This window comes from Pseudomonas syringae pv. coryli str. NCPPB 4273 (assembly GCF_000972175.1).
GTDB classification, from domain to species: domain Bacteria; phylum Pseudomonadota; class Gammaproteobacteria; order Pseudomonadales; family Pseudomonadaceae; genus Aquipseudomonas; species Aquipseudomonas syringae.
The window spans coordinates 61,534-84,530 of record NZ_AWQP01000016.1 but is presented as its reverse complement, the minus strand read 5'-3'; the positions used below and the strand labels follow the sequence as shown (position 1 = coordinate 84,530).

Genomic DNA, 22,997 nt, shown 5'->3' with positions numbered 1-22,997 from the left:
TCAACGTCTCACTTTCGTGGCGAACAGGCCGTTGGGGCGGAAAAACAGCAGCACGATGACCACCAGCAGGGTGATCGCCTTGGCCATGGAACCGGTGGTCAGGTATTCCAGCGAAACCTGGGTCTGACCGATGGCGAACGCCGACAGGAAAGTGCCCAGCAAGCTTTCCACGCCGCCGAACACGACGACGATGAAGGTGTCCACCAGGTACTGCTGACCGCTGACCGGGCCAGTGGACGCAAGCATGGTGAACGAACTGCCGGCAATGCCCGCAAGGCCACAGCCCAGCGCGAAGGTCACCGAGTCGACCCGTGCGGTATTGATCCCGGCTGCACCGGCCATGGCGCGGTTCTGGGTCACGGCACGAATGCGCAGGCCCCAGCGACTGCGGTAGAGAAACAGGAACACCGCGGCGGCAATCACGAAGGTCAGACCGATGATGAAAATCCGGTTGAGGGGCAGCTCCAGCCCATCGCTGATTTTCCATGCGCCCTGCAACCATTGCACGGTGGGTACGCTGACTTCCTTGGGGCCGAAGACCTGGCGGAACAGCTGCTGCAGGACCAGAGACAGTCCCCAGGTCGCCAGCAGGGTGTCGAGCGGTCGGTTGTACATGAAGCGGATGAAGCAGCGCTCCAGCAGGAGGCCGAAGGCAAAGGTCACCACAAAGGCCATCCCGATGGCGATGATGAAATACCAGCCCATGAGCTCGGGAAAGTAGCGCTGAAACACCACGGAGGTGACGTAGGTCATGTATGAGCCCATCGCCATCAGTTCGCCGTGCGCCATGTTGATCACGCCCATCAGGCCGAACACAATGGTCAGCCCGAGTGCCATCAGCACCAGCACGGAAAACAGCGAGAACCCGCTGAAGACTTGCATTACCAGCGTATCGAGAGTCATGCCGTCGCTACCTGTTGCTGCACATTGACGAAAGCGGGCGCGAAGCGGATCGCGCCCGGGCCGGGATCAGAGTTTCGGAAAGGGGTTGGGCTCGATCGGTGCCGACTCGTAGATCACGTCGACCTGGCCCTGTGCATTGAGGGTGCCGATGCGCGCACGCTTCCACAGGTGGTGGTTGTCCTTGTGCACCTTGATCTCGCCTTCGGGCGCATCGAGGGTCAGTTCCGAGGATGCGGCGATCACTTTCGGCACGTCGAAACTGCCTGCTTTCTCGACGGCCTTTTTCCACAGGTACACCGCGGTGTACGCCGCTGCCATCGGATCACCGACGACGCGCTGCTGCCCATAGCGCGTTTTGAACGCCTGGACGAATTTCTCGTTGACCGGGTTTTTCAGGCTCTGGAAATAGCTCATGCAGGTCAGGAAGCCGACGAGGTTTTCTGCACCGATGCCGGTGACTTCCTCTTCGGTGATCGCCAGCCCCATCAGCGTCTGGTTACTGCTGTCGATACCCGCAGCCTTGAGCTGTTTGTAAAACGCCACGTTGGAGCCGCCGACGATGGTCGACAGCACGATGTCCGGCTTGGCCGCCTTGATCTTGTTGATCACCGAGGAAAACTCGATGGCGCCCAGCGGCAGATAGTCTTCGCCGACGATGGAGCCGCCCTGTTTGGTCACCGATGCCCGCGCCAGCTTGTTGGTGGTGCGTGGCCAGATGTAGTCGGAACCGACCAGATAGACGCTTTTGCCCTTGTTGGCCATCAGCCAGGTAACGGCCGCCAGGGTCTGCTGCGACGCTTCGGCACCGGTGTAGATAATGGCCGGGGATTTCTCCAGCCCTTCATAGAAGGTCGGGTAGTAGAGCAGGCCCTTGTTGCGCTCGAAGACCGGCAGTACCGCTTTGCGCGAGGCCGAGGTGAACGCGCCAAAGGTGACCGCAACGTGGTCGTTTTCCAGCAGCTTGCGCGCCTTCTCGGCGAAGGTCGGCCAGTCGCTGGCTCCGTCCTCGACGATCGGCTCGATGGTTTTGCCCATCACGCCGCCACTGGCGTTGATCTCTTCGATGGCCAGTTTTTCTGCGTCGACCACCGAGGCTTCACTGATGGCCATGGTGCCGGTCAGCGAGTGGATGATGCCGACTTTCACAGTCTCGTCCGCCTGCGCCTGACCGATCAGGGAAAACGGCAGCAGGCTGATCGCACCCAGCAACAGAGCATGCTTGATCAAACGGCGTTTGTCGTTGTGCATTCACTTATCTCCCAGGAATGAAAAAAGCCCGACGTCCCGGCCAAATCAATGGGCGGGAGGTCAGGCTTTTGTGCCGAATCTGGCGGGACAACTGCGTCCGATCCAGTCGTACGCGAGGTGTCTCCCTACTTGCCGAGAGGGGCGTAGGGCAAACAGCTGGCGCGATGTCTCAGGAGGAACTTAGCAAGGGCAATGCCAACTGGCGAAACGGCTGTTGGCGCGCGTTTCCAAACCCTGAGGCAGAGCATCCCTGCATTAATTGCACGCACACACCGACATGCGCCGCTTTGGCGCGAGCAGCGCTTCTACGCACCAAAAGCGTGATGCAAAAGTCCCTTTTCCTCGCGATATGTACTCACGCATAGACTGAGATATTGGGCTTTTGCAGGAGCGAACTTGTTCGCGAAGGCAATGTTCGAGGCGACCTAAACCCCACGTATGCACGGACGTCTTCGCCAACGAATTCGCTTCCCCCTGATGCGCCTCGTCACGCATGGCCCGCTCCCTGCATGAGCCTGCCCGACACCCTCGCAGGGTCTCTTGCCACACGCCCATTCTCGGCAGGTGTGGAAGGCCCCTCGCACGACTGGTCCTGACACTGCCGTCACGCCAGCCCCAGGCACAAGCGCCTGAGAGCCACCGTTGAATCCACGGTTATTCGCTCAGTCTTCTTTTCAGGCTCCCGGCCACCTGCGGGCGTCTCATCTCACGTGAAAGGTTTATAGGCATGACTGACCCGTCGATCCGCATAGGAGGTCTGTTTTCCAATACCGGCGTCACCGCTGCCGGTGAGTGTTCAACAATGCGCGGCGCACAGTTTGCAATTCATCAGATCAATGCCGCCGGGGGCGTGAATGGGCGTCCTCTGGAACTGATCACCCGCAATCCGGATTCCACGCCTGCGCTGTTTGCCATGCATGTCGAATCGCTGATTCGCGAAGAGAACCTGCGGTTTTTCTTCGGTTGCTACACCTCGGCGGCGCGCAAGGCCGTATTGCCTGTCGTCGAACGCTACAACGCATTGCTGCTTTATCCGGTGTACTACGAGGGCTTCGAGTATTCGCGCAACATCATCTACACCGGCGCCACGCCGAACCACAACGCGGTGCCACTGGGCAGCTACATGTTCGATCACTTCGGCAGTCGCGTGCTGATGATCGGCTCGGAGTACGTCTACCCGTACGAAACCAACCGGTTGATGAGCGACCTGCTTTACGAACGGGGCGGCAGCAAGCTGGGCGAATACTATTTGCCACTGAAAAACGCCAGGGCAGAGGACTTCGCCAGACTCATGGTCAAGGCCAGAGAGCTGAAACCCTCGTTCATCTTTTCGACAGTGGTCGGCGACACCATGGCGCACCTGTATCAGGCCTACGCTGATGCCGGTTTCGACCCAGCGGTCATGCCGATTGCCAGTGTCACTACCAGCGAAACCGATATTCAGCAGATGGGCGTCCATCTGGGCACCGGGCACATTTCGGCAGCGACCTATTTCCAGTCGATCGACACGCCGCTCAATCGCCAGTGCATCGCCCAGTACCGGGAAATGTTTGGCCAGCATCAGGTGACCGACCGCTGCTGGGAGGCCGCTTACTTTCAGGTCCATCTGCTGGCCAAGGCGATCGCCCGTGCAGGCAGTACCGACGTGGAGAGTGTGTTGCAGACCATGCGCGGTCTGGAATACGACGCGCCTCAGGGACGGGTGCGTATCGATGAACACAACCACCATACCTACCTGTACTCGCGGATCGGCCGTGCCAATGCCGACGGGCAGTTCGACATCCTTTACGAAAGTCAGAAAGCGCTGAAGCCCGACCCTTATGCGGTGGCGCCTGACTTCAATGGCTGGTCCAGCCTGACCGGGAGGCGTCCATGACCCTGCGTGCCGCCAAGAAACGTTTGCGCAACGACAGCGCAGGCGGCATCAAGGACCTGCGCGATATCAGCGTGCTGGTGATGCATCCCGATGACGAAGACGGTCGCAACCTGATCGCTCAGTTGCAGCGCATCGGTTGTCAGGTGCGTGTGCAGTGGCCGATCCCCGAGCGTCTGCACAGCGAGGCTGACGTGATCGTGCTGGCGGTATCGCCGGAGAGTCTGTCGACCAACACGCCCTGGCTGCTGCATCACTCGACGCCACCGATCATTCCGGTGATCGCCTATGAAAACCCGATCATTGTCGAGGCGCTGGTGCAGCTCAACGCCTGTTCGGTGATTCCGTCGCCGGTCCGCTCGTTCGGCCTGCTGACCGCTCTGGCCATCACCCTCAGCCAGGCCCGCAAGACGCGGGAACGGGAAAAGCACGTCAAGCGCCTGGAAGGGCGCATGGCGGTCATGCGCACCGTGCAGCAGGCCAAGATCATCCTGATGGAAACCAAGGGCCTGTCTGAAACGGACGCCTACAACGCGCTGCGTGATCAGGCGATGGCCAAGCGCGAGCCGGTGGAAAAAATCGCCGAGGCGCTGGTCAAGGCCCATGAACTGTTTCAACAAGCCTGTTCCTGATAGGTTGCAGACAAGCTTCGAGTGTCGGGCGCCACGCCTGATCCTCTTCTGCGCGGAAGGTTGCCATACGCCCTGACCCGGCAGGTATGGAACACCGCGTGGCGACCGGCGTGGACAACGACGTCCTCCGGATCGAGCCCAGGCCTGTGCGCCCCTGCGCAGGCGGCTCCAGTCAATGACTGCCTGAACCCGGGCTGTCCTTACCGTTATCTGGAGAACACCATGTCCGTAAAACGCCCCAGCAAAGCCGACTTTCTGATTGCCGCCCAGGACCATGGCTACGACCTGTCAGACAGCCAGATGGAGTCGTTCCTGAGTCTCGCAGACGAAACTCTGGGTTCCTACGAAGCCATCGATGCCCTGTACGCTGCGCATGTTGCCCAGCCTGCGCCGTTGCGCGAACACAGCAAACCGGCTGCGGCCGAGAACCCGTACGGAGCCTGGTACGTCAAGACCCACATTGCCGGTGCTGCCAGTGGCCCGCTGGCAGGCAGAACGGTGGTTATCAAGGACAACGTATCGGTGGCCGGTGTGCCTATGGCCAATGGCTCGCTGAGCCTTGACGGTTACGTGCCGTCCGAAGACGCCACGGTGGTCAAGCGCCTGCTAGCTGCGGGTGCGACGGTGATTGGCAAGTCGGTGTGCGAAGACCTGTGTTTCTCCGGAGCCAGTTTTACCTCGGCCACCGGCGCGGTGAAAAACCCCTGGGACCTGACCCGCAACGCAGGTGGTTCATCCAGCGGCAGCGCCGTGCTGGTCGCGCTGCAGGAAGTGGACATGGCCATCGGTGGCGATCAGGGTGGGTCGATCCGCATGCCGTCGGCCTGGAGCGGCATCGTCGGACACAAACCCACCTACAGCCTGGTGCCTTACACCGGCGCCTTCCCGATTGAACGGACCATCGACCATGTCGGCCCGATGGCCAACAACGTGCGCGACTGCGCGATCATGCTCGATGTGATCGCCGGCGCCGACGGGCTCGACTCGAGACAGAAAAACCCGCCAGCCGTCAGCTGCGTCGCGACCCTCGATCAAGGCGTTGCCGGCCTGAAAATAGGCCTGCTGCGTGAAGGCTTCGCGATTCCCGGCATGTCCGAGCCGCAGGTTGACGCACTGGTTCGTGCTGCCGTGGCGCAACTGGAAAGTCTCGGTGCGACGGTCGGTGATGCCAGTGCACCGTGGCACTGCGGGGTGGCGCTGGACATGTGGAATGTCATCGCCACCGATGGCGCGGCCTACCAGATGCTGCAAGGCAACGGTTATGGCATGAATGTCGACGGCTACTACGATCCCGAGATCATGAGTTACTTCGGCGCCAAGCGTCGCGAACACGCCAATGCGTTATCCAGCAGCGTGCGTGCCGTGGCGCTGACCGGGCATTACAGCCTGAAAAACCTGCACGGTGCGTACTACGCCAAGGCGCGGATGCTGGTGCCGGAGCTCACCCGTCAATACGATGAAGCCTTCCAGCAGTTCGACGTGCTGGTAATGCCGACCATGCCGTTCGTGGCGACCACACTGACCGCCGCCGACGCGCCGATTGAAGAGTACGTGCATAGCGCATTGAACATGCTGGCCAACACCGCACCGTTCGACCTGACCGGCCACCCGGCCACGTCAGTCCCGGCCGGTCTGGCAGACGGACTGCCGGTCGCCATGATGATCGTCGCGCCGCGCTTCAAGGATGCCCTGGCGTTGCGTGTCGCGCAGGCTTATGAAACCGCTCGCGGAGCGTTTCCCACGCCGCCGGGTGTTTGAGTCCGGAGACTGATCGAGGGGCATACTCGCTCCATGCGAGCGGGTGTGCCCCTTCATTCCTCAAGGCTTCCACACCTCCACATCCTGCGCATCCACCGCCTTGGGCAGCAGGCCGGCAGCGAAGAAGGCTTCGGCGATATGCTGTTGTTCGTCCAATTGATCGTGCGTGACTGGCTGGATCTGATAAGTCCGATGGCTGTTGGCGATTTCAACCGTTTCGATATCCAGATTGCCCCACAAAGGGCTCAGTAGCTGCGCTGCTTCGCGTGGATTGGCCTTGAGCCAGATGCCTGCCTTGTGCAACTGCTCGTAAACCACGCTGAGCACTTGTGGGTGGTCCTTGGCGTAGCCGGTGCCGGTCAGGTAATAACGCTTGTAGCTGGACAATCCCTTGCCGTCAGCCAGAGTGCGCGTCGGCAATTGCCGTTGGGCGCTGGTCAGGAAGGGTTCCCAGGTGACCCAGGCGTCAACTTTATTGTTCTCGAAGGCCGCGCGGCCGTCGGCGGGCGACAGGTAGGCGGGCTGAATATCGGAAAATGTCAGACCGGCCTTTTTCAATGCTGCGATCAGCAGATAGTGAGAACCCGCCGCCTTGGTGACCGCGACCTTTTTGCCTTTCAGATCCGATAACTGCTGCACGGGCGAGTTTTTATGGACGATGATCGCCTGCGCGGAAGGCGAGGCCGCTTCCTGGGCAAAGTAGGTCAGCCGGGCCTGCGCTGCCTGGGCGAAGATCGGTACGGTGTCCGCCACATCCGCGCTGATATCCACGTTGCCGATGTTCAAAGCCTCTAGCAGCGGCAGGCCACTCGGAAACTCATGCCAGGTGACGGTGACGTTTTGCGGCGCGAGGGCTTTTTCCAGAATGCCCTGTGTTTTCAGCAGGGTGATCAGCGTCGACGATTTCTGGTAACCGATTCGCAGCGTTTCCTGCGCTTCGGCAGGGAAGGTGATGCACAAGGCCAACGCCGCGAGCAGACCTGCCAGCAGCGGACGACGATAGCCGGTTTGTGTGTTTTTTATCGGTTTGGGCATGGCACGCTCGGTATTTGAAGGTGACGCTGAGTGTCAGGAGTGGTATCCCCACGCAGCGCAATGAGGATGATCTGTGTCAGTAGCCGCGCTGGCGATCAGCCTGATTCTGCAAGGCCTGCCCGCTGAGAAAACGGTCAAGGTTGGCCAGAAAGCTGTCGGCTATTTCGTGGCGGCTGTTGCTGGAGATCGCCGAGGTGTGGGGTGACAGGCGTACTCTGGGGTGTGCATACAGGAGATGACCGTCCGGCAGGGGCTCGGGTTCAGTGACGTCCAGCGAGGCTAGGCCAATGGTTCCCCTATCGAGCGCCTTGAGCAGCGCCTCATGGTCAAGCAGGCCACCACGGGCGATGTTGATCAGGTGCAGGCCGGGTTTGGCGCTGTTCAGTACGTCGGCGTTGACGATGTGCCGTGTGGCAGGTGTCAGAGGTGCGGCCAGTACCAGATGGTCGGCGCGGGAAAAAAGCTCGTGAATGTCGCGCGCGCTTTCGACGCCATCAACCTCGAACGGCGTCTGGCTCTGCCGCAACGCCACGACGGTGATGCCCAGTGCCAGCGCTTTACCGGCCAGGCTGCGACCGATGGCGCCGAAGCCGAGAATCCCGAGCGTAGTGCCCTTGAGCGGTGTCAGTGCAGTGAAATTCCATTGCGAGTCATGCACCCAGATGTCCGGCAAGTGTTTGGCAGCAGCGAAAATGGCGGCCAACGAGAACTCGGCAATGTTTTCTGCTGCGCTGCCCCGCGAGGTGCTGACCGGCGGGCCGTCGAACAGCCAGCCGGGATAGAAGTCGATGCCCGAAGACACCACCTGAATCCATTTCAGGCCATAGGGCCAGCCCGGAGGCGGCGAGGCAGGGGCTTCATAACCACGCACATTGATAGGGCGCGCCAGCAGAATGCTGACCTCGCCGGGCAGGTCGCTCGGCACGCCGGCCGGTACGCCGATGACCCTGGCTTCTGGATGGGTCACTGCAAGCCGCTCGCTGATGACCTGATTGAAGTCATCATCCAGTTGGCTGGCTATCACGAGTCGAGTCATGCCACAGCCTCGTCTGATTGATGGGCGACAGCCTTTGCATGACGATTGGCCGGTATTTCAAGACCGAGATTGTCACGCAGCGTATTGCCGGTGTATTCGGTGCGGAACAGTCCGCGCTGCTGCAGCACCGGCACCACCTGTTCAGTGAAATACTGCAAACCGTCCGGCAGGACGCTGTTGATGATGAAGCCATCGGCTGCGCCTGCCTCGAACCATGTCTGTATCGCGTCGGCAACCTGATCGGGCGTGCCGACGAAGTCGCGTCGGGGCAGGGAGAAGCGCAGGGCGACCTCACGCAGGCTCAGGCCTTCGTCTCTGGCCAGTTGCTTGATCCGGTCCGAACCGCCTTTCTGGCTGTTGGAGCCCAGATCACCTAGTTCCGGGAAGGGTTCGTCCAGTGGGTACTGGCTGAAATCGTGATCATTGAAGGGGCGGCCAAGGGCGACAATGGCATCTTCGATCGTCACCAGCTCCACGGCCTGGCGATAGCGGCTCTCCACCTCGGCCTCATCACGCCCGACAATCGGGCGAATACCCGGCAGAATCGACAGCGCGTGGGGATCTCGGCCAAAGCCGCCAGCTCTCTGTTTCAGGTCCTGATAGTAGGCGCGTGCTTCATCGAAGCTCTCGGCGTGGACAAAGATCGCATCCGAATTCTGAGCGGCGAAGTTACGCCCGGCCTCGGAAGTGCCTGCCTGAAAAATCACCGGTTGACCCTGCTTCGACCGGGCGATGTTGAGCGGGCCTTTCACCGAGAAAAATTCGCCCTTGTGGTTCAGCGCGTGCAGTTTGCCTGGCGTGAAGAACTCGCCTTTCTGCTTGTCGTAGGCGAAAGCGTCGTCTTCCCAGGAATCCCAAAGGCCCTTGACCACTTCGATATGCTCTTTGGCAATTCGGTAGCGCACCGCATGTGGCGGGTGTTCGCCCTTGCTGAAGTTATCGGCGGTGCCACTCAGCCACGACGTCACCACGTTCCAGCCAGCCCGGCCGCCGCTGATGTGGTCCAGTGAGGCAAACTGGCGGGCGACCTGGAAGGGCTCTGTGTAACTGACCGTGACCGTTGCTACCAGACCGATGTGCCGGGTGGTGGCTGCGAGTGCGGACAGAATGGTCAAGGGCTCGAAGCGATTCAGGTAGTGAGGACTGGATTTCTCGTGAATGTGCAGGCTGTCGGCAATGAACACAAAATCGAATCGGGCCGCTTCTGCCAGGTGGGTCTGTTGCTGATAAAACCCTAAATTCACACTGGCGTTGGCCAGCGCTTGCGGGTGGCGCCATTCGCCCCAGCCATGGCCGACCCCGTGGACCATGGCGCCAAGTTTAAGGTGTCGTTGTTTGCTCATGAAGTGTGCCCCGGGCGTGATGAGGAAGGTAGATTCACCTCCGCCTGGAGAAAGGGGTCGGTAATGGGATTACGGTATTCCTATAAAAAACTGCCGTGAAATTCTTTTTTGTTATAGGTTTATTATTAAATTAAATAATTATTAATTTAGAAATTATGCGTTATTTGAATTTTAAGGATTTCCCTTCGCACGCCATGTCCCGGGCCTGATTATCTGTTCGTGAAATATCTGGCCGACGCCTTACTCAAGTACCTGACCGGGTCGCAACGAACAAACATTGATCCAGGGCAAAACCTGCACGTCTACAGTGTTTCAAAGTGACGAAAATAATTGATATGTCGGTGATCCGGCCGATACAGGCCTACGTATGCAGCCCTCAGCCTACCCAAGCCTTCTAGAACAGGAGTTCTATGGATCCGCGTCTTGCTGGACTTTCCTTCTTGCTGACCCTGGGCTGGACTGGCGCTGTCATTCTTGTCATCTGGTTTTATGCCTGATGAACAAGAGGTGTTCGACGTCGATAAAGGCGTGGTGTTCGAAGCGCTCTTCGCTGACGAACGGCAGTCTGTCCATGTGATAGCGAAATAGCTGCCCTAAAGCTGTTCCGTTTGATGCCGATGTTAATGCTACAGCTACCTGCCAAGTGGAGTCGGTCATTCCATCCGGCGCTGATGAACTGCAGTTTGCGCTATGGACGGCATTGAGAAAGACGATTAACCGGCTTGATCGGCAGCCTCCATAGTCCACACATCGCTATGTCTGACAGGGCTCGCGGAAACCGGCGCTTCATAACAATACTTCCATAGATGCTTACTCGTAGAGTATTTCCACATGTCGACCACAATTGAAAGCACCCCCAGGGACAAGGCCGGGCTGGAACTTGATCTTCACTCGCTGATGACGGCCATTGAGCGTTCCCAGGCGATGATCGAGTTCGATCTTGAAGGCAATATCCTGCGGGCCAACACCAATTTTCTGGATTGCGTCGGTTATCGGCTGGATGAGGTCCAGGGTCGGCATCACCGTATGTTCTGCACGCCGGAACATGCGTCCAGCGTCGAATATGCAACGTTTTGGGAAAAACTGGGCAAGGGCGCTTTCGACGAAGGTCAGTACAAGCGCCTGGGCAAGAACGGGCGCGAGATCTGGTTGCAGGCTACTTATAACCCGGTGTTCGACGAGCAGGGCAATCCGTTCAAGGTCGTGAAGTTCGCCACGGACGTGACTGCGCAACGCAAGTCCAATGCCGAGTACGAAGGCAAGGTTGCGGCCATTGATCGTTCGCAGGGCATTATCGAATTCGACCTGAACGGTCGCGTGCTCAACGCCAACGAAAACTTTCTCAAGGTCCTGGGCTATCGTCTGGACGAGATTCAGGGTCAGCACCATCGCATGTTCTGCGAAGACGACTACCTGAACAGTCCGGCCTATCGGGCCTTCTGGGCCAAGCTCGAACGTGGCGAGTATGACTCCGGCGAATACAAGCGCATCGGCAAAAACGGTCGCGAGCTGTGGATCAGCGCCACTTACAACCCGATCTTCGACCCGGATGGTCGTCCTTACAAGGTCGTGAAGTTCGCCAACGATGTGACCGAGAGCCGCATTCGTCAGGCTGAGTCCGCGGGCAAGGTGACAGCCATCGAACGTTCTCAGGCGGTGATCGAATTCGATCTGACGGGCAAGGTGCTGCACGCCAACCGCAATTTTCTGGCGGTATTTGGCTACGAGCTCGATGAAATCGTCGGCGAGCACCACCGCATGTTCTGCTCCGAGGAATTCGTCAGCAGCCTGCAGTATCGTGAGCTCTGGGAGAAGCTGGGGCGCGGCGAGTACGACGCCAACGAATACAAGCGCAAGCGCAAGGACGGTAAGGAGATCTGGATTCAGGCCACCTACAACCCGATTTTCGATGCGCAGGGCAAACCCTACAAGATCGTCAAGTTCGCGCTCGACGTGACTGTGGCCAAGGAAACCAGCGTCGAGGACCAGGGCAAGGTGAATGCCATCGACCGCGCCCAGGCCGTCATCGAATTCGACATGGCCGGCAACATCATCACCGCCAACGCCAACTTCCTCAAAGCGCTGGGTTATGGCCTGCTGGAAATCAAAGGCAAGCATCACCGTATCTTCTGTGAGGAAGAATACGTGCGCGGCACCGAGTACCGTGAATTCTGGCACGGGCTGGGGCAGGGCGAGTTCTATTCCGGGCGCTTCATGCGTGTCAGCAAATACGGGCAGAAAATCTGGATTCAGGCGACGTACAGCCCGATTTTCGACCACGACGGCTTGCCGTTCAAAGTGGTGAAATTCGCCACTGACATTACCCGTCAGGTCGAGATGGAACAGGCGATAGAGGCCAAGACCCGCGCCATGGGTGATTCGGTGAAAGCACTGATGAACGCCATTTCCTATGTGGCGCAAAGTACCGAGACGGCCACCGATCTGGCCAGAATGACGCGTGAGCAGGCCAGTTCCGGTTCGCAGACGCTGGTCAAGGCGTCCGACGCAATGGGCATGATTGCCAAGTCCGCCGAGGGCATTCAGGACATCATTCAGGTGATCAGCGAGATCGCCAGCCAGACCAACATGCTGGCCTTCAACGCGGCCATCGAAGCGGCCAGGGCCGGTGAACATGGCCTGGGCTTTTCGGTAGTCGCCGACGAGGTGCGCAAGCTGGCCGAGAAGTCCTCGCGTGCGACCAAGGAAATCAACAAGCTGATTCTGGAAACGGTCAGCCGGATCGAGTCGGGCAACGAGATTTCGCGCAGTGCCGGCGAAGCCTTCGAACACATCGTGGAAGGCGTGATGCAGACCACTCAGGCGATCGACGGGATCAACACGGCGACAGAGAAGCAACGCCTGTCGGCGCAGGAAGTCGAGACCCTGATCGTCGAGCTGCATAAAGCCAACCTGACCGGCTACACCGAAACTCTGAACAAGGTATCCATCGGACAACCTGCATGAGCAGCCTGAATGCCTATGGCGTCGTGCAGATCAATGGTGTGTATCTGGCGGTGGTTGCCGATGCATTGATGGAGGCCGTGCACTGGCCCGCTGATCTGCATCCCCATCCATTGACCCGGGGGGCGTTGCGTGGGGTGTTTACCCTGCGCGGCAAACCGGTGCCATTGGTCGACCTGCGGGCTCAACTGGCGGAGGGTGGCGATATGTCTTCGCCGACGCCACTGGTCGCGATTCTCAAGTACGGCGGTGGCTACCTCGGGCTGGCGATTGACGCGGTGTGCGACATTCTCAAGGCCCGCGATTCTCAGTTCAGCCCGCTGGGGCCCGCGGGCAGCGCTGTCGGGCTGCTGCCCTCTCTGCTGCTCGGCGCTGAAAAGTCACGGATGATCTACAAGCTCGATCTTGCCTTCATGAGTGGGTTGCAAGGCGTACTGTTCGCTGCCGACCCCAACGCGCAAGTGCTCAAGGATGAGGCGCTGGCCGCCAAGAGTCGCTTGCTGCATTACCTGGTGTTCGAGTGCGATGGCCGCAACTTCTGTATCGATGCCAGCGTTGTGACCGAGTTGGTGGACGATCCCGAGATCACGGCGTCGGATTTTGCCAGTGACTGCTGCTTCGGCGTCACCTCGGTGCGTGGCACAAAGGTCCCGGCGCTCAATCTGTCCGAAGTGCTTGGCCTGGATCATCAGCGTCAGACGTCCAAGCCGCAGTTGCTGCTGTTGACTGCGCCGGACGGGCGGGTGTGCGGGTTTGGCTACGACCGCATGGTTGCCATTCAGCGTCAGGATCCGGACAGCCTGTTGGCGGCGCCGGGTTACGGCCTGCCGCATCCAGAGCTGCTGGCCGGAGTGATGAACCTGGAGGATGGGCAGCAGGCCTTGTTGCTTGATCATCCGATGCTGCTGCAGCGCCCGGAAGTCAAAAGCTACACCCAGGTTTATCAGCACGACGTCAAACCTGCCCAGGCGTCGCACGATGTGACCAAGGCCATGCTGCGCCACGCCTGCCTGCTGTTCGATGCGCCGACCCGCTTCGTGGCACCGTTGAGCCAGATCGTGGAAATCATGAGCATGCCGCAGCAACTGATCGGCCTGTCGCAGCCGGAAACGCATTTGCTGGGGCAGTTCAATTTGCGCGGCGAGCAGGTACCGCTGATCTGCCTGAGCAGCCTGCTGGGCGAAGGCGCACAGGTCCAGGGCGAAGCGTCGCGTGTATTGATCGTGCGTGGCGAGCGGCTGTGCTTCGGTTTTGCAGTGAACCGCGTCGATGCAATCGACGCGTTCAATCAGTTCGATCCGGCCATGCTGGAACAGGGCTGGCAAGCCAGTGCCGGCAAGGGCATTTCGGTCAATGACCGGGTCCGTTCGCTGGTCAGTGTCGGCAGTCAGGAGCGCAGCTGGCGCGCGACCCTGCTCGATCTGCAGGGGCTGGCCAGGCAACTGGAATGCAACGTCGATCAGCGCCGCACTGTGCAATCAGTCTGAACCGAATGCTCCGCGCGTGGCCTTATTTGAGTGTCCACCAGCGGAGTCAACGACCATGACTGACAAGAAAGACGAGAAAAAACCGGAACCGCAAAGCGATGTGCCCGCGCACTCGACGCCCGAAGAAAAGGAACGCCTGAAAGACTTCAACAAGGACGGCATCCCGCCTGGGGTTTGTTGATCAGCTTGCGGTAGTGTTCACGTGACGCCCGGTCTGTTCAGGCCGGGCGTTGTCGTTTCTGAAAGCCTGCCTGGGCTTTGTCTCGACTCACGCGTCGCGCAGCAGGTCGTTGGCGTTGAGCAACTGATAGGCGATCTGTGGACGTGCTTCCAGGGCGCGACGGATGGCGGCAGGTATCGATTGACGCGTCTTGCGACACAGCCCGACCTTTTCCTCGACGACAATGCTGATGCCGCGCATGGTGCGCACTTCATTGAAGCCCGGCGCGACGTCGACACGCACGCCCAGTTGCTGGAAAATCTTGCGCTGCATGTGCTCCAGATCTTCCAGACTGTCGATACGCTCCAGGCGATCCAGCAGGGTTTTTTCTGCGTCGCGGGACAGCAGCAGAATCCGCAGGTCTGCATCTTCCGCGTCCAGCAGCTCGCGCTTGCAGTCGCAAGCGCCGGGCGGGCAGGGGTTACGGATTTTCAGAGGGGCGTTCATGGGCGCAGCATAGCGACTGATATGGGCGTCTGACCATAGCTGAGTGCATGTGCGCCGCGCAGGTAAAAGCCTGGCCCCTGCTGATATTCGCAGCGCTCCGCCGGGGCCTTACAGGTGCCGGATCAATTTGGCCACTTCATCTCGCCCTTGATGACTTTTGCGCTCATCTCCAGCGAAGCCGGTTCGGCCAGTTGCGGCCATGCTTTGTGCATGGCGTCGATCAGGGCGGCGGAATCCTTGGCCTTGGCGGCCTGCTCTTCGAAGGACTTCAGGTAGTCGGCGGTAAACGTCACAGCCTGGGTGCCTGACGGGACCTCGCCCAGGTAATGACCCGGAATCACGGTGGCCGGTTTCAGCGCCTCGATGCCTTTGAGTGTCGCGAGCCAGTCATGACGCGATTTCGTGCTTTGCGTGTCAGCGACCCAGACATGAATACCGCTGGAGACCACGACACCGCCGACCACTGCCTTGAGGGAGGGAATCCATACGTAGCTGCGCTCGGGCGCCGGGCCGTTAAGGCCTTTGATCTGCAACGGTTGGCCTTCAAGCGTCAGGTGGTCGCCCTTGAGCACTTCCGGCACAACCAGGCTGGCTGGCGCATTGTCCTTGAGAATCGGGCCCCAGTAGGCGAGTTTGCCCTGCATCGACGCCTTGATCGCCTTCACGGTAGGTGCGCTGGCGACGATCTTCGCCTCGGGGAACGCGGCTTTGATGACGTCCAGACCGAAGTAGTAATCCGGGTCGCTGTGGCTGATATAGACGGTGGTAAGTTGCTTGCCGCTGGCCTTGATCTTTTGCACCAGGGCCTCGGCGTCGTTGCGCTGGAACTGCGCATCGATAAGCACCGCGTCATGCTTGCCGGTGATCAGTTCGGATGACACCGGGAAGACGGCTTTTTCAGCCGGGTTATACACTTCGATTGCCAGGGGGGCGGCGGCCTGGGCTGCGAGAGGGAACAGAGCAGCGAAGGACAGGGCAAGCAGGGATTTACGCAACATGGGGTACGACCTTCGTTCGGGCAGGACTGAGGTCGTTATCTTATGTTGCCTTAGATGAAACAAAAGCCTCAGTATTGGCAACTATTGATTGCTTATATCGGACGAATCGTGGATCGGATCATAGCGGCACGGGTATTCATCGCTATCAACGACAGGGGCAGCCTCATAGCCGCCGCCGAGGCGCTGGACATGTCTCGGGCAATGGTCACGCGTTATCTGGCGCAGATGGAAAGCTGGGCCGGAGCGCGATTACTACACCGGACCACGCGCAAGCTCGGCTTGACCGCCCCCGGACAAGTGACCTTGTTGCGTTGCCAGCAGTTGATTGAGCTGGCCGACGCGGTGCCGCTGGCGGCCGATACGCAAATCGAGGAGCCACGCGGCATGCTGCGCATCGCCTGTTCGCAGTCACTGGCCCTGGCCGTTCTGGCACCCGCGGTGACGGCTTACCTGCGCCGTTATCCCGGCACCTCGGCAGACCTGCTTATCGGCAACGAGGCCGTGGATCTGGTCAGCGAGCGAATCGATCTGGCGATCCGCATCACCAATCAGCTGGACCCCAATGTCATTGCCCGTCCGCTGGGGCAGTGCGCTTCGGTGGTGTGTGCTTCTCCAGCCTATCTCGCCGTGCACGGCACGCCGTCCAGGCCGCAGGAACTGCCTGCCCACAACTGCCTGACCTATTCGTACTTCGGCAAAAGCCTTTGGGAGTTCACCCGCCAGCAACTGCCGCTCAGTGTGCCGGTCGGCGGCAACCTGAGTGCCAACGATTCAGTGGTGCTGCTGGAGGCCGCAGTGGCGGGCGCCGGTATCAGTCTGCAGCCTGTGCATTCGGCGGCGCCGCTGATGGCGAGCGGCAAGCTGATCGCCCTGATGCCGGAGTACCAGCCACGGGCTTTGGGGATACACGCGATCTACACCTCAAGGCACCATCAGTCAGCAACGCTGCGTACTTTTCTGGATTTTCTGACCGAATGGTTTGAGAGGGGTGGAGATTAGATCACCTGCTGCGGACAGGACGCAGCGCGTCCAGAACACGCGGAGCATGGGCACGATAGGGGGCGCACAGACGCCCATCGTTCCCACGCTCCGTGTGTGCATTATCAGGTCTTGAACTTGCGCACCAGGCCGTCCAGTTCGCTGGACAGCATCTCCAGGCTTCTGGAATCCGCGCGGGCCGAGTCCGAGAGTTCGGCGATCAACTGCGCATCACCATGGATCTGGCTGATGTGCCGGTTGATGTCTTCGGCCACCTGATGCTGTTCCTCGGCGGCGGTTGCGATCTGGGTGTTCATGTCGCGAATCACATCCACTGACTCGCGGATCTGCTCGAAGCTGCTGCGTGCCTGTCCGATCTTGGTCACCGATTGCTGCGACACGTCGAGGCTGGCATGCATCTGTTGCGCCACCGAGGCAGTGCGTTTGGCCAGGTTGCCCAGCAGGTTGTCGATTTCGGCGGTCGAGTCCGAGGTGCGTTTGGCCAGTGCGCGGACTTCGTCGGCTACCACGGCAAAGCCGCGACCCTGTTCGCCTGCACGTGCTGCCTCGATGGCGGCGTTGAGCGCCAGCAGGTTGGTCTGCTCGGCAATCGAGCGGATGGTGTTGAGGATCGACTGAATGCCTGCGCTGTCCTTTTCCAGTTGCGTCATGTCCTTGGCCGAGCGGGTCAGCTCCTCGCTGAGCTGGTCGACGCTGCGCACCGCCTCATCGATCTGCCGCTGACCTTCACGCGCCTGTTGCTGACCGTTGTCGGCCGAGTCGGCGGCCTGGCTGCAGGAGCGCGCGACTTCATTGGAGGTGGCGACCATTTCATGAAACGCCGTGGAGACCATGTCCACTGCTTCGCGCTGCCGGCCAGCGGCTTCAGCCATGTCGTTGGAGACACGTGTCGAACTGTGTGAGGCTTCGAGAATCTTCCCGGCCGCCTGGCCGATGTGCTGGATCAGGCTGCGGATCGCGGTCAGGAACTTGTTGAACCAGCCCGCCAGCTGCGCGGTTTCATCCTTGCCGCGCACGGCTAGGTTCTGGGTCAGGTCGCCTTCACCGCCCGCGATGCCTTCCAGACCACTGGAAACACTGTGGATCGGACGCACGATAACGCGGGCGAAACTGGCACCGACAATTGCAAAGACCATCGCCAGCACCACCGCGATGATACCGATCAACCAGGTCAGGCGTGTGGCCGAGGCCATCACTTCGTCCTGCTTGATCAGGCCGATGAAGTTCCAGCCCAGTTGCTCGGACGGGTACACATTGGCCATGTAGCGTTCGCCGTTAAGTGTCACCTCGACCAGCCCACTGGCGGTTTTCGCCAGATCGCTGAAGCCGTCGCCCAGTTCGCCCAGTTTCTTGAAGTTATGCTCGGGCTGTTTGGGATCGACCAGCACGGTGCCGTTCTTTTCCATCAGCATCAGATAGCCGCTTTCGCCCAGTTTGATCTGCTTGACGATGTTGGTCAGTTGCTTGAGCGATACGTCAATATTGACCACGCCGCCAGGGTTGCCCAGTTTGTTGGGAATCGCCCGGATGGTGCTGACCAGTACCGCGTCGTCGTTGGCCCAGTAATAGGCGTCGCTGCGCACAGTCTTGCCGGCATTGGCCATCGCCGTCTTGTACCACGGCCGCACACGCGGGTCGTAGTTACTCATTTTCGGGTCTTCCGGCGTCATGATGTAGCTGCCGTTGATCAGGCCATAAGAGACGTAGGAGTAGGCCGGGTGGGCCTTGGCGATATTGGCGAACAGCTCGGTCGCCTGCCTGTCATTCTCTGACTGCGCGGTAGGCGTTGCACCCATGTAGCTGCGGAAATCGTCGCTCGCCCCGGCGATCAATGGGTGCGCTGCGATGTAATTGACGTTCTGCGTAATGCCGTCGAAAAACAGTTGCATGGCATTGTCGACCTGGCGAATCTCGCGTGCGCTGCCGTCCACGAAATCACTGGTCGCCTTGTCGCGCAGGTTCACCACCACGATGGCGGCGACGACTAATATGGGCAAGCACGCAATGACTGCGAACGCCCACGTCAATTTCTGTTTGATATTCATTTGAGCTCCGGGATGTCCGTTACTGCCGCAAGTGTTGGGCGCTGCATGGATGCAGTCTGCGACCCGGGGCGATGAGCTGAGGGTCGCTCTTATGGTCTACCAAGAGGTCAACGACTTTTTGCCAGCATTCTTTAGGCGGCTTGGCGGTAACAGACACTTGTTGTCGTTCATGAGCACGAAACGGCCTTTATTCACCGGAGCAATAACCCGTTGTTCATGAGAGGCGTCCCCCAAACTCGGTCATGGCATCCAGCATTGCGTCCTTGAAGTAAGCCAATGAGGCCCGATCGAAGAGGATCTGGAAACAGGGTTCGGCCTGCGCGCCGAGGTTGATGACGATCACATTGATGCGCGCTGCCGAAGTCTGCGCCACCGAACCTGGCGCAAACGCTTCGGGACGCAGATCCACGCCACACAGTTTGGCCATCACCTCGGCGATGCACACGCCACTCAGTTGCAGCCAGGCATGGCTGTCTTCGCGAGGCAGCAGGTAGTTGGCGCTGTGGTCCAGCTCCCAGCGAGCTTCTTCATCGGCGATGCGCTGCCCGTCATCAAGCGGGCTGCCCAGCAGCAGGTATTCGGTCTGTGAAAGGCGCGCGACATGGCTGCCGTCTGCCTGTGTGACGGCGCGGTTCGGTGCCTCGGGCAGGCTGAAACCGCGTGCCGTGAGGTAGTCAGCGCTTTGCGTGCCGCGAAATCCTACGCGTGGCCGATCGGTAAGGTCTTGCAGCGTGCACAAGGCGCGCGGGCTGGCGCCGACAGGGCTGTTCTGGCTAAGGCTGGTCATGGGTCAGAGCTCCTGGCGCTGGTTTTCAGGGTCGAAGAACGGCAGTTTCACAACGGTTGCCTGAACCACCACGCCATCTTCGACGCGGATCGGAATCTGCTGGCCGGGTGTGCTCTGGTCGAATGCGGCATAGGCCATGCCGATGATCATGCCCAGGGTCGAGGAGTACTCGCAGGACGTCACGTTGCCACTGATGTCCGGGCCTTTGAGCACCAGATGCCCCTCAAGCGGCAGCGGGCTGGCCTTGGGCAGGGTGAAGCCAACCAGTTTGCGCTTCTGCGGCTGGGCCTCGAGGATGTCCACCGAGCGGCGGCCGACGAAGAAAGGCTTGCTGCGGCTGACAGCCCAACCCATGTCGATTTCGGCCGGATGGGTCATGCCATCGGTGTCCTGACTGATGATGACGTGGCCTTTTTCCAGACGTAACAGGCGTTGCGTCTCCACGCCGAACGGACGCATGTCGAAGGCCTTGCCAGCCTCGACAAGTGCATCCCAGAGCCTGAGCGCGTGACGAGCGGGGACGTGGATCTCGTAGCCCAGTTCGCCGACGAAGCCGACCCGCAACAGCCTCGCCTTGATGCCGGCAACCGTGCCCAGGCGCACGCCAAGATAAGGGAAACCTGCGGCAGACAGATCAAGGTCGGTACAGACCTGCTCCAGCACCTTGCGCGAATCCGGACCCGCCACGTTGACCGCAGCGATGGCCGCCGTGACGTTGGTGATGTCCACGTTCAGACGCCACTGGGCATTCCACTTGAGCATCTGCTGATAAATGCGATCCACGCCGCTGGTGGTGGCGGTGACGTAGAAATGCTGTTCGGCAAAGCGCGCGCAAACGCCGTCGTCGATGACCACGCCTTGCTCGTTGGTCATCAGCGCATAACGCGAACGCCCGACCGGCTGTTTGAGAAAGGCGAAGGTGTACAGGCGGTTGAGCAGTTCGGCGGCGTCGGGGCCGCGTACGTCCAGGCCGCCGAGTGTCGACACGTCGATGATGCCGACCTTGTTGCGCACGTGCAGCGCTTCCTGCTGCATGCAGGCATCGCGTTGCGAGGGGTTGCCGTAGAACGCGGGACGCTGCCAGATCCCGGCCGGCATCATTTTCGCGCCTGCCTGCACATGACGCTGGTGCATGGACGTCTGCCGATACGGATCGAAAGCACGGCCTGCAACGTGTGCCAGTTTCTCGGCCTCGAAGGGCGGCCGGGCCGTGGTCACGCCGGTTTCACTGATGCTGCGCTGGGTCGAGGCAGCCACCAGTCGTGCGGTCGGCAGTGCCGAGTGGCGACCTTGCGACGGGCCCATGCCTACCGTGGAATAGCGTTTTACCAACTGGATGTCGCGGTAGCCGATGCGCGTGGCATTGACGATATCGCGTACCTGAAGGTCTTCGTCGAAGTCGACAAAGTCCTTGCCGTCAGGGTGCGGGAAGATCGGCCAGGCGAAGTTGACCTGCGCTTCACTGCGCAGCGGGGCAGGGCTTTCAGCCGAGGTCAGGCCCAGTGCCGAGACCACGCTGGCGGCGGCATGGGCCGCATCGGCCAGCACGTTGTCCAGCGCGTGGTAACCGTTGACCGAGCCCGCGATGCCCAGGTTCTGCGGCAGGCTGCTGATGGCGAATTCGGCCTGCTGATCGTCATAGGCCAGCTTGCCGCCGGCCTGACACAACAACTGGTAGACCGGCATGTAGCCGCCGGACATGCACAGCAGGTCGCAGTCGACACGCGAACCGCTGTTCGCCACCTGACCCTGGCCGGTGATCTTGCGCAGCTCGGCGCCGCTGACATGGCGCATGCCTTTCTCATGCAGCGCTTCATAGACCGTTGTGTTCACGTGGCAGACGATGCCGCGCTTCTCCAGAGCAAGCCGCAGCGTCCGGTCCGACGGGCCGCTGCGCATATCGGCAACCGCGACCACGTCGACGCCCTGATCGTGCAAATCCAGTGCGGCGAGGTAACCGTCATCGTTGCCGGTCAGCACCACCGCGCGTTTGCCAGGCTTGACGGCGTACAACTTGATCAGCCGCTGTACGGCGCTGGTCAGCATGACGCCGGGGAGGTCGTTGTTACGGAAAATCACCGGCTGATCGAACGAGCCGCTGCACACCAGGCAGTGTGTGGCACGCACCTTGTACAAACGCTTGCCCTGAATCACCGGCAGGTAGTTGTCGGTGAACCAGGCATTGCAGGTCGCGTGCTTGAGCACCTGGATATTGTCATGTGCTTCTACCGCAGCGACCAGTTCACGCCGCAGCTGTTCGGCACGCAGGCCTTCGACATCAAAGCGGGCATACGCCAGCGAACCGCCGAGGATCGGCTGCTGTTCGATCAGCAATACCTTGGCGCCGGCATTGGCAGCACTCAGTGCTGCCTGCAAGCCGGCAGGTCCCGCGCCGATCACCGCCAGATCCGTGAACAGGTAGGCCTTGTCGTAGTACTCGGGCTGGAAGGTCAGGTCCAGCACGCCAAGGCCGGCCTTCTTGCGAATGATCGGCTCCCAGACTTTCCACATGCCCTTGGGCTTGTAGAACGAGCGATAGTAGAAACCCACCGGCATGAACTTCGAGAACTTGCCCAGGTACGCGTCCCGGTCGTTGTCCAGTGAGCCGTTGAAGTTCTGGCCAGTGGCCTGCAAGCCTTCCTGCAGCGCAACGGTGTCGGCCATTACGTTGGGCTCGTGAGGCAACTGGATCAGGCTGTTGGCGTCCTGTCCGGCCATGGTCAGCGGACCGCGCGGGCGGTGGTACTTGAACGACCGTGAAAGCAGGAAGCGACCGTTGGCCAGCAAAGCACTGGCAATACTGTCGCCCTGCAGGCCCTGATAGGTTTTGCCATCGAAGCTGAACGTGAGCGGCTGGTTGCGATCGATCAGCAGGCCCATGGGCGCGGGCAGGCGGGCGGGGGTGGTCATCCTGCGATCTCCTTGGAGGCGAGAGGGGCGAAGTCGATACGTGCGGTAAATAGTTCGCGTGGATCGAAGGTGCGGATGATCTCGTCGCTGCCGGTGTGGCGCTCGGCCAGGAACCAGTAGCTGGAGGGATTGTGCATCCACCACTCGCGCACCACGCCCAGTGTGTCCTCACTGTTGAACACGTAATCGGCCCACTCGCTGTCGTTGCAGGTTTGCGGGTCGGGCATGTGTTTGAATTCCCCGCCGTAGGTGAACTCGCTGATGTTGCGCGGCCCGTTGAGCGGGCAGGTCATGATTTTCATGTGTCGCTCTCCG

The 22,997-nt window shown here is 60.3% G+C and carries 18 protein-coding genes and 2 pseudogenes; 8 read left to right on the top strand and 12 right to left on the bottom strand.

Going from position 1 to position 22,997, the window contains the following annotated elements; genetic code table 11:
• Both urtB and urtA read right to left on the bottom strand, forming a co-directional pair.
• Nucleotides 1-903 (bottom strand): urea ABC transporter permease subunit UrtB, encoded by a 903-nt coding sequence (gene urtB, locus P406_RS08045; protein WP_003407314.1) that lies wholly within the window; start codon nt 901-903, stop codon nt 1-3.
• A 66-nt stretch (nt 904-969) separates the two neighbouring features.
• Nucleotides 970-2,151 (bottom strand): urea ABC transporter substrate-binding protein, encoded by a 1,182-nt coding sequence (gene urtA / locus P406_RS08040; RefSeq protein WP_016567925.1) that lies wholly within the window; start codon nt 2,149-2,151, stop codon nt 970-972.
• Nucleotides 2,152-2,878: 727 nt separating this feature from the next.
• Between urtA and P406_RS08035 the strand changes: the two genes are divergently transcribed.
• From P406_RS08035 to P406_RS08025, 3 genes are all read left to right on the top strand, one after another.
• Nucleotides 2,879-4,027, top strand: coding sequence for a transporter substrate-binding domain-containing protein (locus P406_RS08035; RefSeq protein WP_003407312.1), 1,149 nt, complete (start codon nt 2,879-2,881; stop codon nt 4,025-4,027).
• Nucleotides 4,024-4,656 (top strand): ANTAR domain-containing response regulator, encoded by a 633-nt coding sequence (locus tag P406_RS08030; RefSeq protein ID WP_003407311.1) that lies wholly within the window; start codon nt 4,024-4,026, stop codon nt 4,654-4,656. Before P406_RS08035 ends, P406_RS08030 begins: the two co-directional genes overlap by 4 nt.
• Nucleotides 4,657-4,878: 222 nt before the next feature.
• The gene (locus tag P406_RS08025; RefSeq protein WP_046235902.1) at nt 4,879-6,414 is read left to right on the top strand and encodes an amidase; all 1,536 of its coding nucleotides are present in this window, start codon (nt 4,879-4,881) and stop codon (nt 6,412-6,414) included.
• 60 nt (nt 6,415-6,474) lie between these two features.
• Here the strand turns inward: P406_RS08025 and P406_RS08020 are convergent, their stop codons facing one another.
• The 3 genes from P406_RS08020 to P406_RS08010 form a co-directional block, all read right to left on the bottom strand.
• Entirely contained in the window at nt 6,475-7,449 is a 975-nt protein-coding gene (locus tag P406_RS08020) for an aliphatic sulfonate ABC transporter substrate-binding protein (protein WP_004410690.1), read from the bottom strand.
• Nucleotides 7,450-7,525: 76 nt separating this feature from the next.
• The gene (locus tag P406_RS08015; protein WP_046235901.1) at nt 7,526-8,485 is read right to left on the bottom strand and encodes a D-isomer specific 2-hydroxyacid dehydrogenase family protein; all 960 of its coding nucleotides are present in this window, start codon (nt 8,483-8,485) and stop codon (nt 7,526-7,528) included.
• Complete coding sequence (locus P406_RS08010; RefSeq protein ID WP_004410692.1) at nt 8,482-9,828, bottom strand: LLM class flavin-dependent oxidoreductase; 1,347 nt, start codon at nt 9,826-9,828, stop codon at nt 8,482-8,484. The genes P406_RS08015 and P406_RS08010 overlap by 4 nt, the downstream gene beginning before the upstream one ends.
• Before the next feature lie 831 nt (nt 9,829-10,659).
• Here P406_RS08010 and P406_RS08005 point away from each other — a divergent pair.
• The 4 genes and pseudogenes from P406_RS08005 to P406_RS29935 form a co-directional block, all read left to right on the top strand.
• A pseudogene (locus tag P406_RS08005) lies at nt 10,660-12,117 on the top strand (PAS domain S-box protein); the annotation flags it as partial.
• Nucleotides 12,118-12,165: 48 nt separating this feature from the next.
• Nucleotides 12,166-12,792: a methyl-accepting chemotaxis protein gene (locus tag P406_RS30195; RefSeq protein WP_370737597.1), complete on the top strand. Its 627-nt coding sequence runs from the start codon at nt 12,166-12,168 to the stop codon at nt 12,790-12,792.
• Entirely contained in the window at nt 12,789-14,276 is a 1,488-nt protein-coding gene (locus P406_RS08000; protein WP_046235899.1) for a chemotaxis protein CheW, read from the top strand. Before P406_RS30195 ends, P406_RS08000 begins: the two co-directional genes overlap by 4 nt.
• A gap of 55 nt (nt 14,277-14,331) precedes the next feature.
• Nucleotides 14,332-14,457: a hypothetical protein gene (locus P406_RS29935; protein ID WP_003315538.1), complete on the top strand. Its 126-nt coding sequence runs from the start codon at nt 14,332-14,334 to the stop codon at nt 14,455-14,457.
• An 87-nt stretch (nt 14,458-14,544) separates the two neighbouring features.
• Here P406_RS29935 and P406_RS07995 read toward each other — a convergent pair whose 3' ends face one another.
• Nucleotides 14,545-14,943 carry a hypothetical protein gene (locus P406_RS07995; protein ID WP_003423844.1) on the bottom strand — a complete coding sequence of 133 codons (399 nt, stop codon included), beginning with the start codon at nt 14,941-14,943 and terminating at the stop codon, nt 14,545-14,547.
• 122 nt (nt 14,944-15,065) lie between these two features.
• A complete protein-coding gene (locus tag P406_RS07990) occupies nt 15,066-15,941 on the bottom strand; it encodes an MBL fold metallo-hydrolase (RefSeq protein ID WP_046235898.1) in 876 nt (291 codons plus the stop codon).
• Nucleotides 15,942-16,049: 108 nt separating this feature from the next.
• On the opposite strand from P406_RS07990, the gene P406_RS07985 reads away from it, so the two are divergent.
• On the top strand, nt 16,050-16,940 hold the full coding sequence (locus P406_RS07985; protein ID WP_052739324.1) for a LysR family transcriptional regulator: 891 nt from the start codon (nt 16,050-16,052) through the stop codon (nt 16,938-16,940).
• A gap of 104 nt (nt 16,941-17,044) precedes the next feature.
• Here the strand turns inward: P406_RS07985 and P406_RS30190 are convergent, their stop codons facing one another.
• From P406_RS30190 to P406_RS07965, 5 genes and pseudogenes are all read right to left on the bottom strand, one after another.
• On the bottom strand, nt 17,045-17,773 hold the full coding sequence (locus P406_RS30190; RefSeq protein ID WP_370737596.1) for a methyl-accepting chemotaxis protein: 729 nt from the start codon (nt 17,771-17,773) through the stop codon (nt 17,045-17,047).
• 129 nt (nt 17,774-17,902) lie between these two features.
• A pseudogene (locus tag P406_RS30185) lies at nt 17,903-18,829 on the bottom strand (HAMP domain-containing protein); the annotation flags it as partial.
• 370 nt (nt 18,830-19,199) lie between these two features.
• Entirely contained in the window at nt 19,200-19,772 is a 573-nt protein-coding gene (locus P406_RS07975; RefSeq protein WP_046235895.1) for a sarcosine oxidase subunit gamma, read from the bottom strand.
• A gap of 3 nt (nt 19,773-19,775) precedes the next feature.
• Nucleotides 19,776-22,682: a 2Fe-2S iron-sulfur cluster-binding protein gene (locus P406_RS07970; RefSeq protein WP_046235894.1), complete on the bottom strand. Its 2,907-nt coding sequence runs from the start codon at nt 22,680-22,682 to the stop codon at nt 19,776-19,778.
• A complete protein-coding gene (locus P406_RS07965; RefSeq protein WP_046235893.1) occupies nt 22,679-22,984 on the bottom strand; it encodes a sarcosine oxidase subunit delta in 306 nt (101 codons plus the stop codon). The genes P406_RS07970 and P406_RS07965 overlap by 4 nt, the downstream gene beginning before the upstream one ends.
• Between the last annotated feature and the right edge of the window lie 13 nt (nt 22,985-22,997).

What these genes read in the sequence shown, in the direction of transcription:
- P406_RS08035 (WP_003407312.1), top strand. Translation starts at nt 2,879, where the DNA reads ATGACTGACCCGTCGATCCGCATAGGAGGTCTGTTTTCCAATACCGGC.
- P406_RS07965 (WP_046235893.1), bottom strand. Translation starts at nt 22,984, where the DNA reads ATGAAAATCATGACCTGCCCGCTCAACGGGCCGCGCAACATCAGCGAG.
- P406_RS08025 (WP_046235902.1), top strand. Translation starts at nt 4,879, where the DNA reads ATGTCCGTAAAACGCCCCAGCAAAGCCGACTTTCTGATTGCCGCCCAG.
- P406_RS07995 (WP_003423844.1), bottom strand. Translation starts at nt 14,943, where the DNA reads ATGAACGCCCCTCTGAAAATCCGTAACCCCTGCCCGCCCGGCGCTTGC.
- P406_RS07970 (WP_046235894.1), bottom strand. Translation starts at nt 22,682, where the DNA reads ATGACCACCCCCGCCCGCCTGCCCGCGCCCATGGGCCTGCTGATCGAT.
- P406_RS08020 (WP_004410690.1), bottom strand. Translation starts at nt 7,449, where the DNA reads ATGCCCAAACCGATAAAAAACACACAAACCGGCTATCGTCGTCCGCTG.
- P406_RS30195 (WP_370737597.1), top strand. Translation starts at nt 12,166, where the DNA reads ATGGAACAGGCGATAGAGGCCAAGACCCGCGCCATGGGTGATTCGGTG.
- urtB (WP_003407314.1), bottom strand. Translation starts at nt 903, where the DNA reads ATGACTCTCGATACGCTGGTAATGCAAGTCTTCAGCGGGTTCTCGCTG.
- P406_RS08010 (WP_004410692.1), bottom strand. Translation starts at nt 9,828, where the DNA reads ATGAGCAAACAACGACACCTTAAACTTGGCGCCATGGTCCACGGGGTC.
- urtA (WP_016567925.1), bottom strand. Translation starts at nt 2,151, where the DNA reads ATGCACAACGACAAACGCCGTTTGATCAAGCATGCTCTGTTGCTGGGT.
- P406_RS07975 (WP_046235895.1), bottom strand. Translation starts at nt 19,772, where the DNA reads ATGACCAGCCTTAGCCAGAACAGCCCTGTCGGCGCCAGCCCGCGCGCC.
- P406_RS08015 (WP_046235901.1), bottom strand. Translation starts at nt 8,485, where the DNA reads ATGACTCGACTCGTGATAGCCAGCCAACTGGATGATGACTTCAATCAG.
- P406_RS29935 (WP_003315538.1), top strand. Translation starts at nt 14,332, where the DNA reads ATGACTGACAAGAAAGACGAGAAAAAACCGGAACCGCAAAGCGATGTG.
- P406_RS08030 (WP_003407311.1), top strand. Translation starts at nt 4,024, where the DNA reads ATGACCCTGCGTGCCGCCAAGAAACGTTTGCGCAACGACAGCGCAGGC.
- P406_RS30190 (WP_370737596.1), bottom strand. Translation starts at nt 17,773, where the DNA reads ATGGTCTCCACGGCGTTTCATGAAATGGTCGCCACCTCCAATGAAGTC.
- P406_RS08000 (WP_046235899.1), top strand. Translation starts at nt 12,789, where the DNA reads ATGAGCAGCCTGAATGCCTATGGCGTCGTGCAGATCAATGGTGTGTAT.
- P406_RS07990 (WP_046235898.1), bottom strand. Translation starts at nt 15,941, where the DNA reads ATGTTGCGTAAATCCCTGCTTGCCCTGTCCTTCGCTGCTCTGTTCCCT.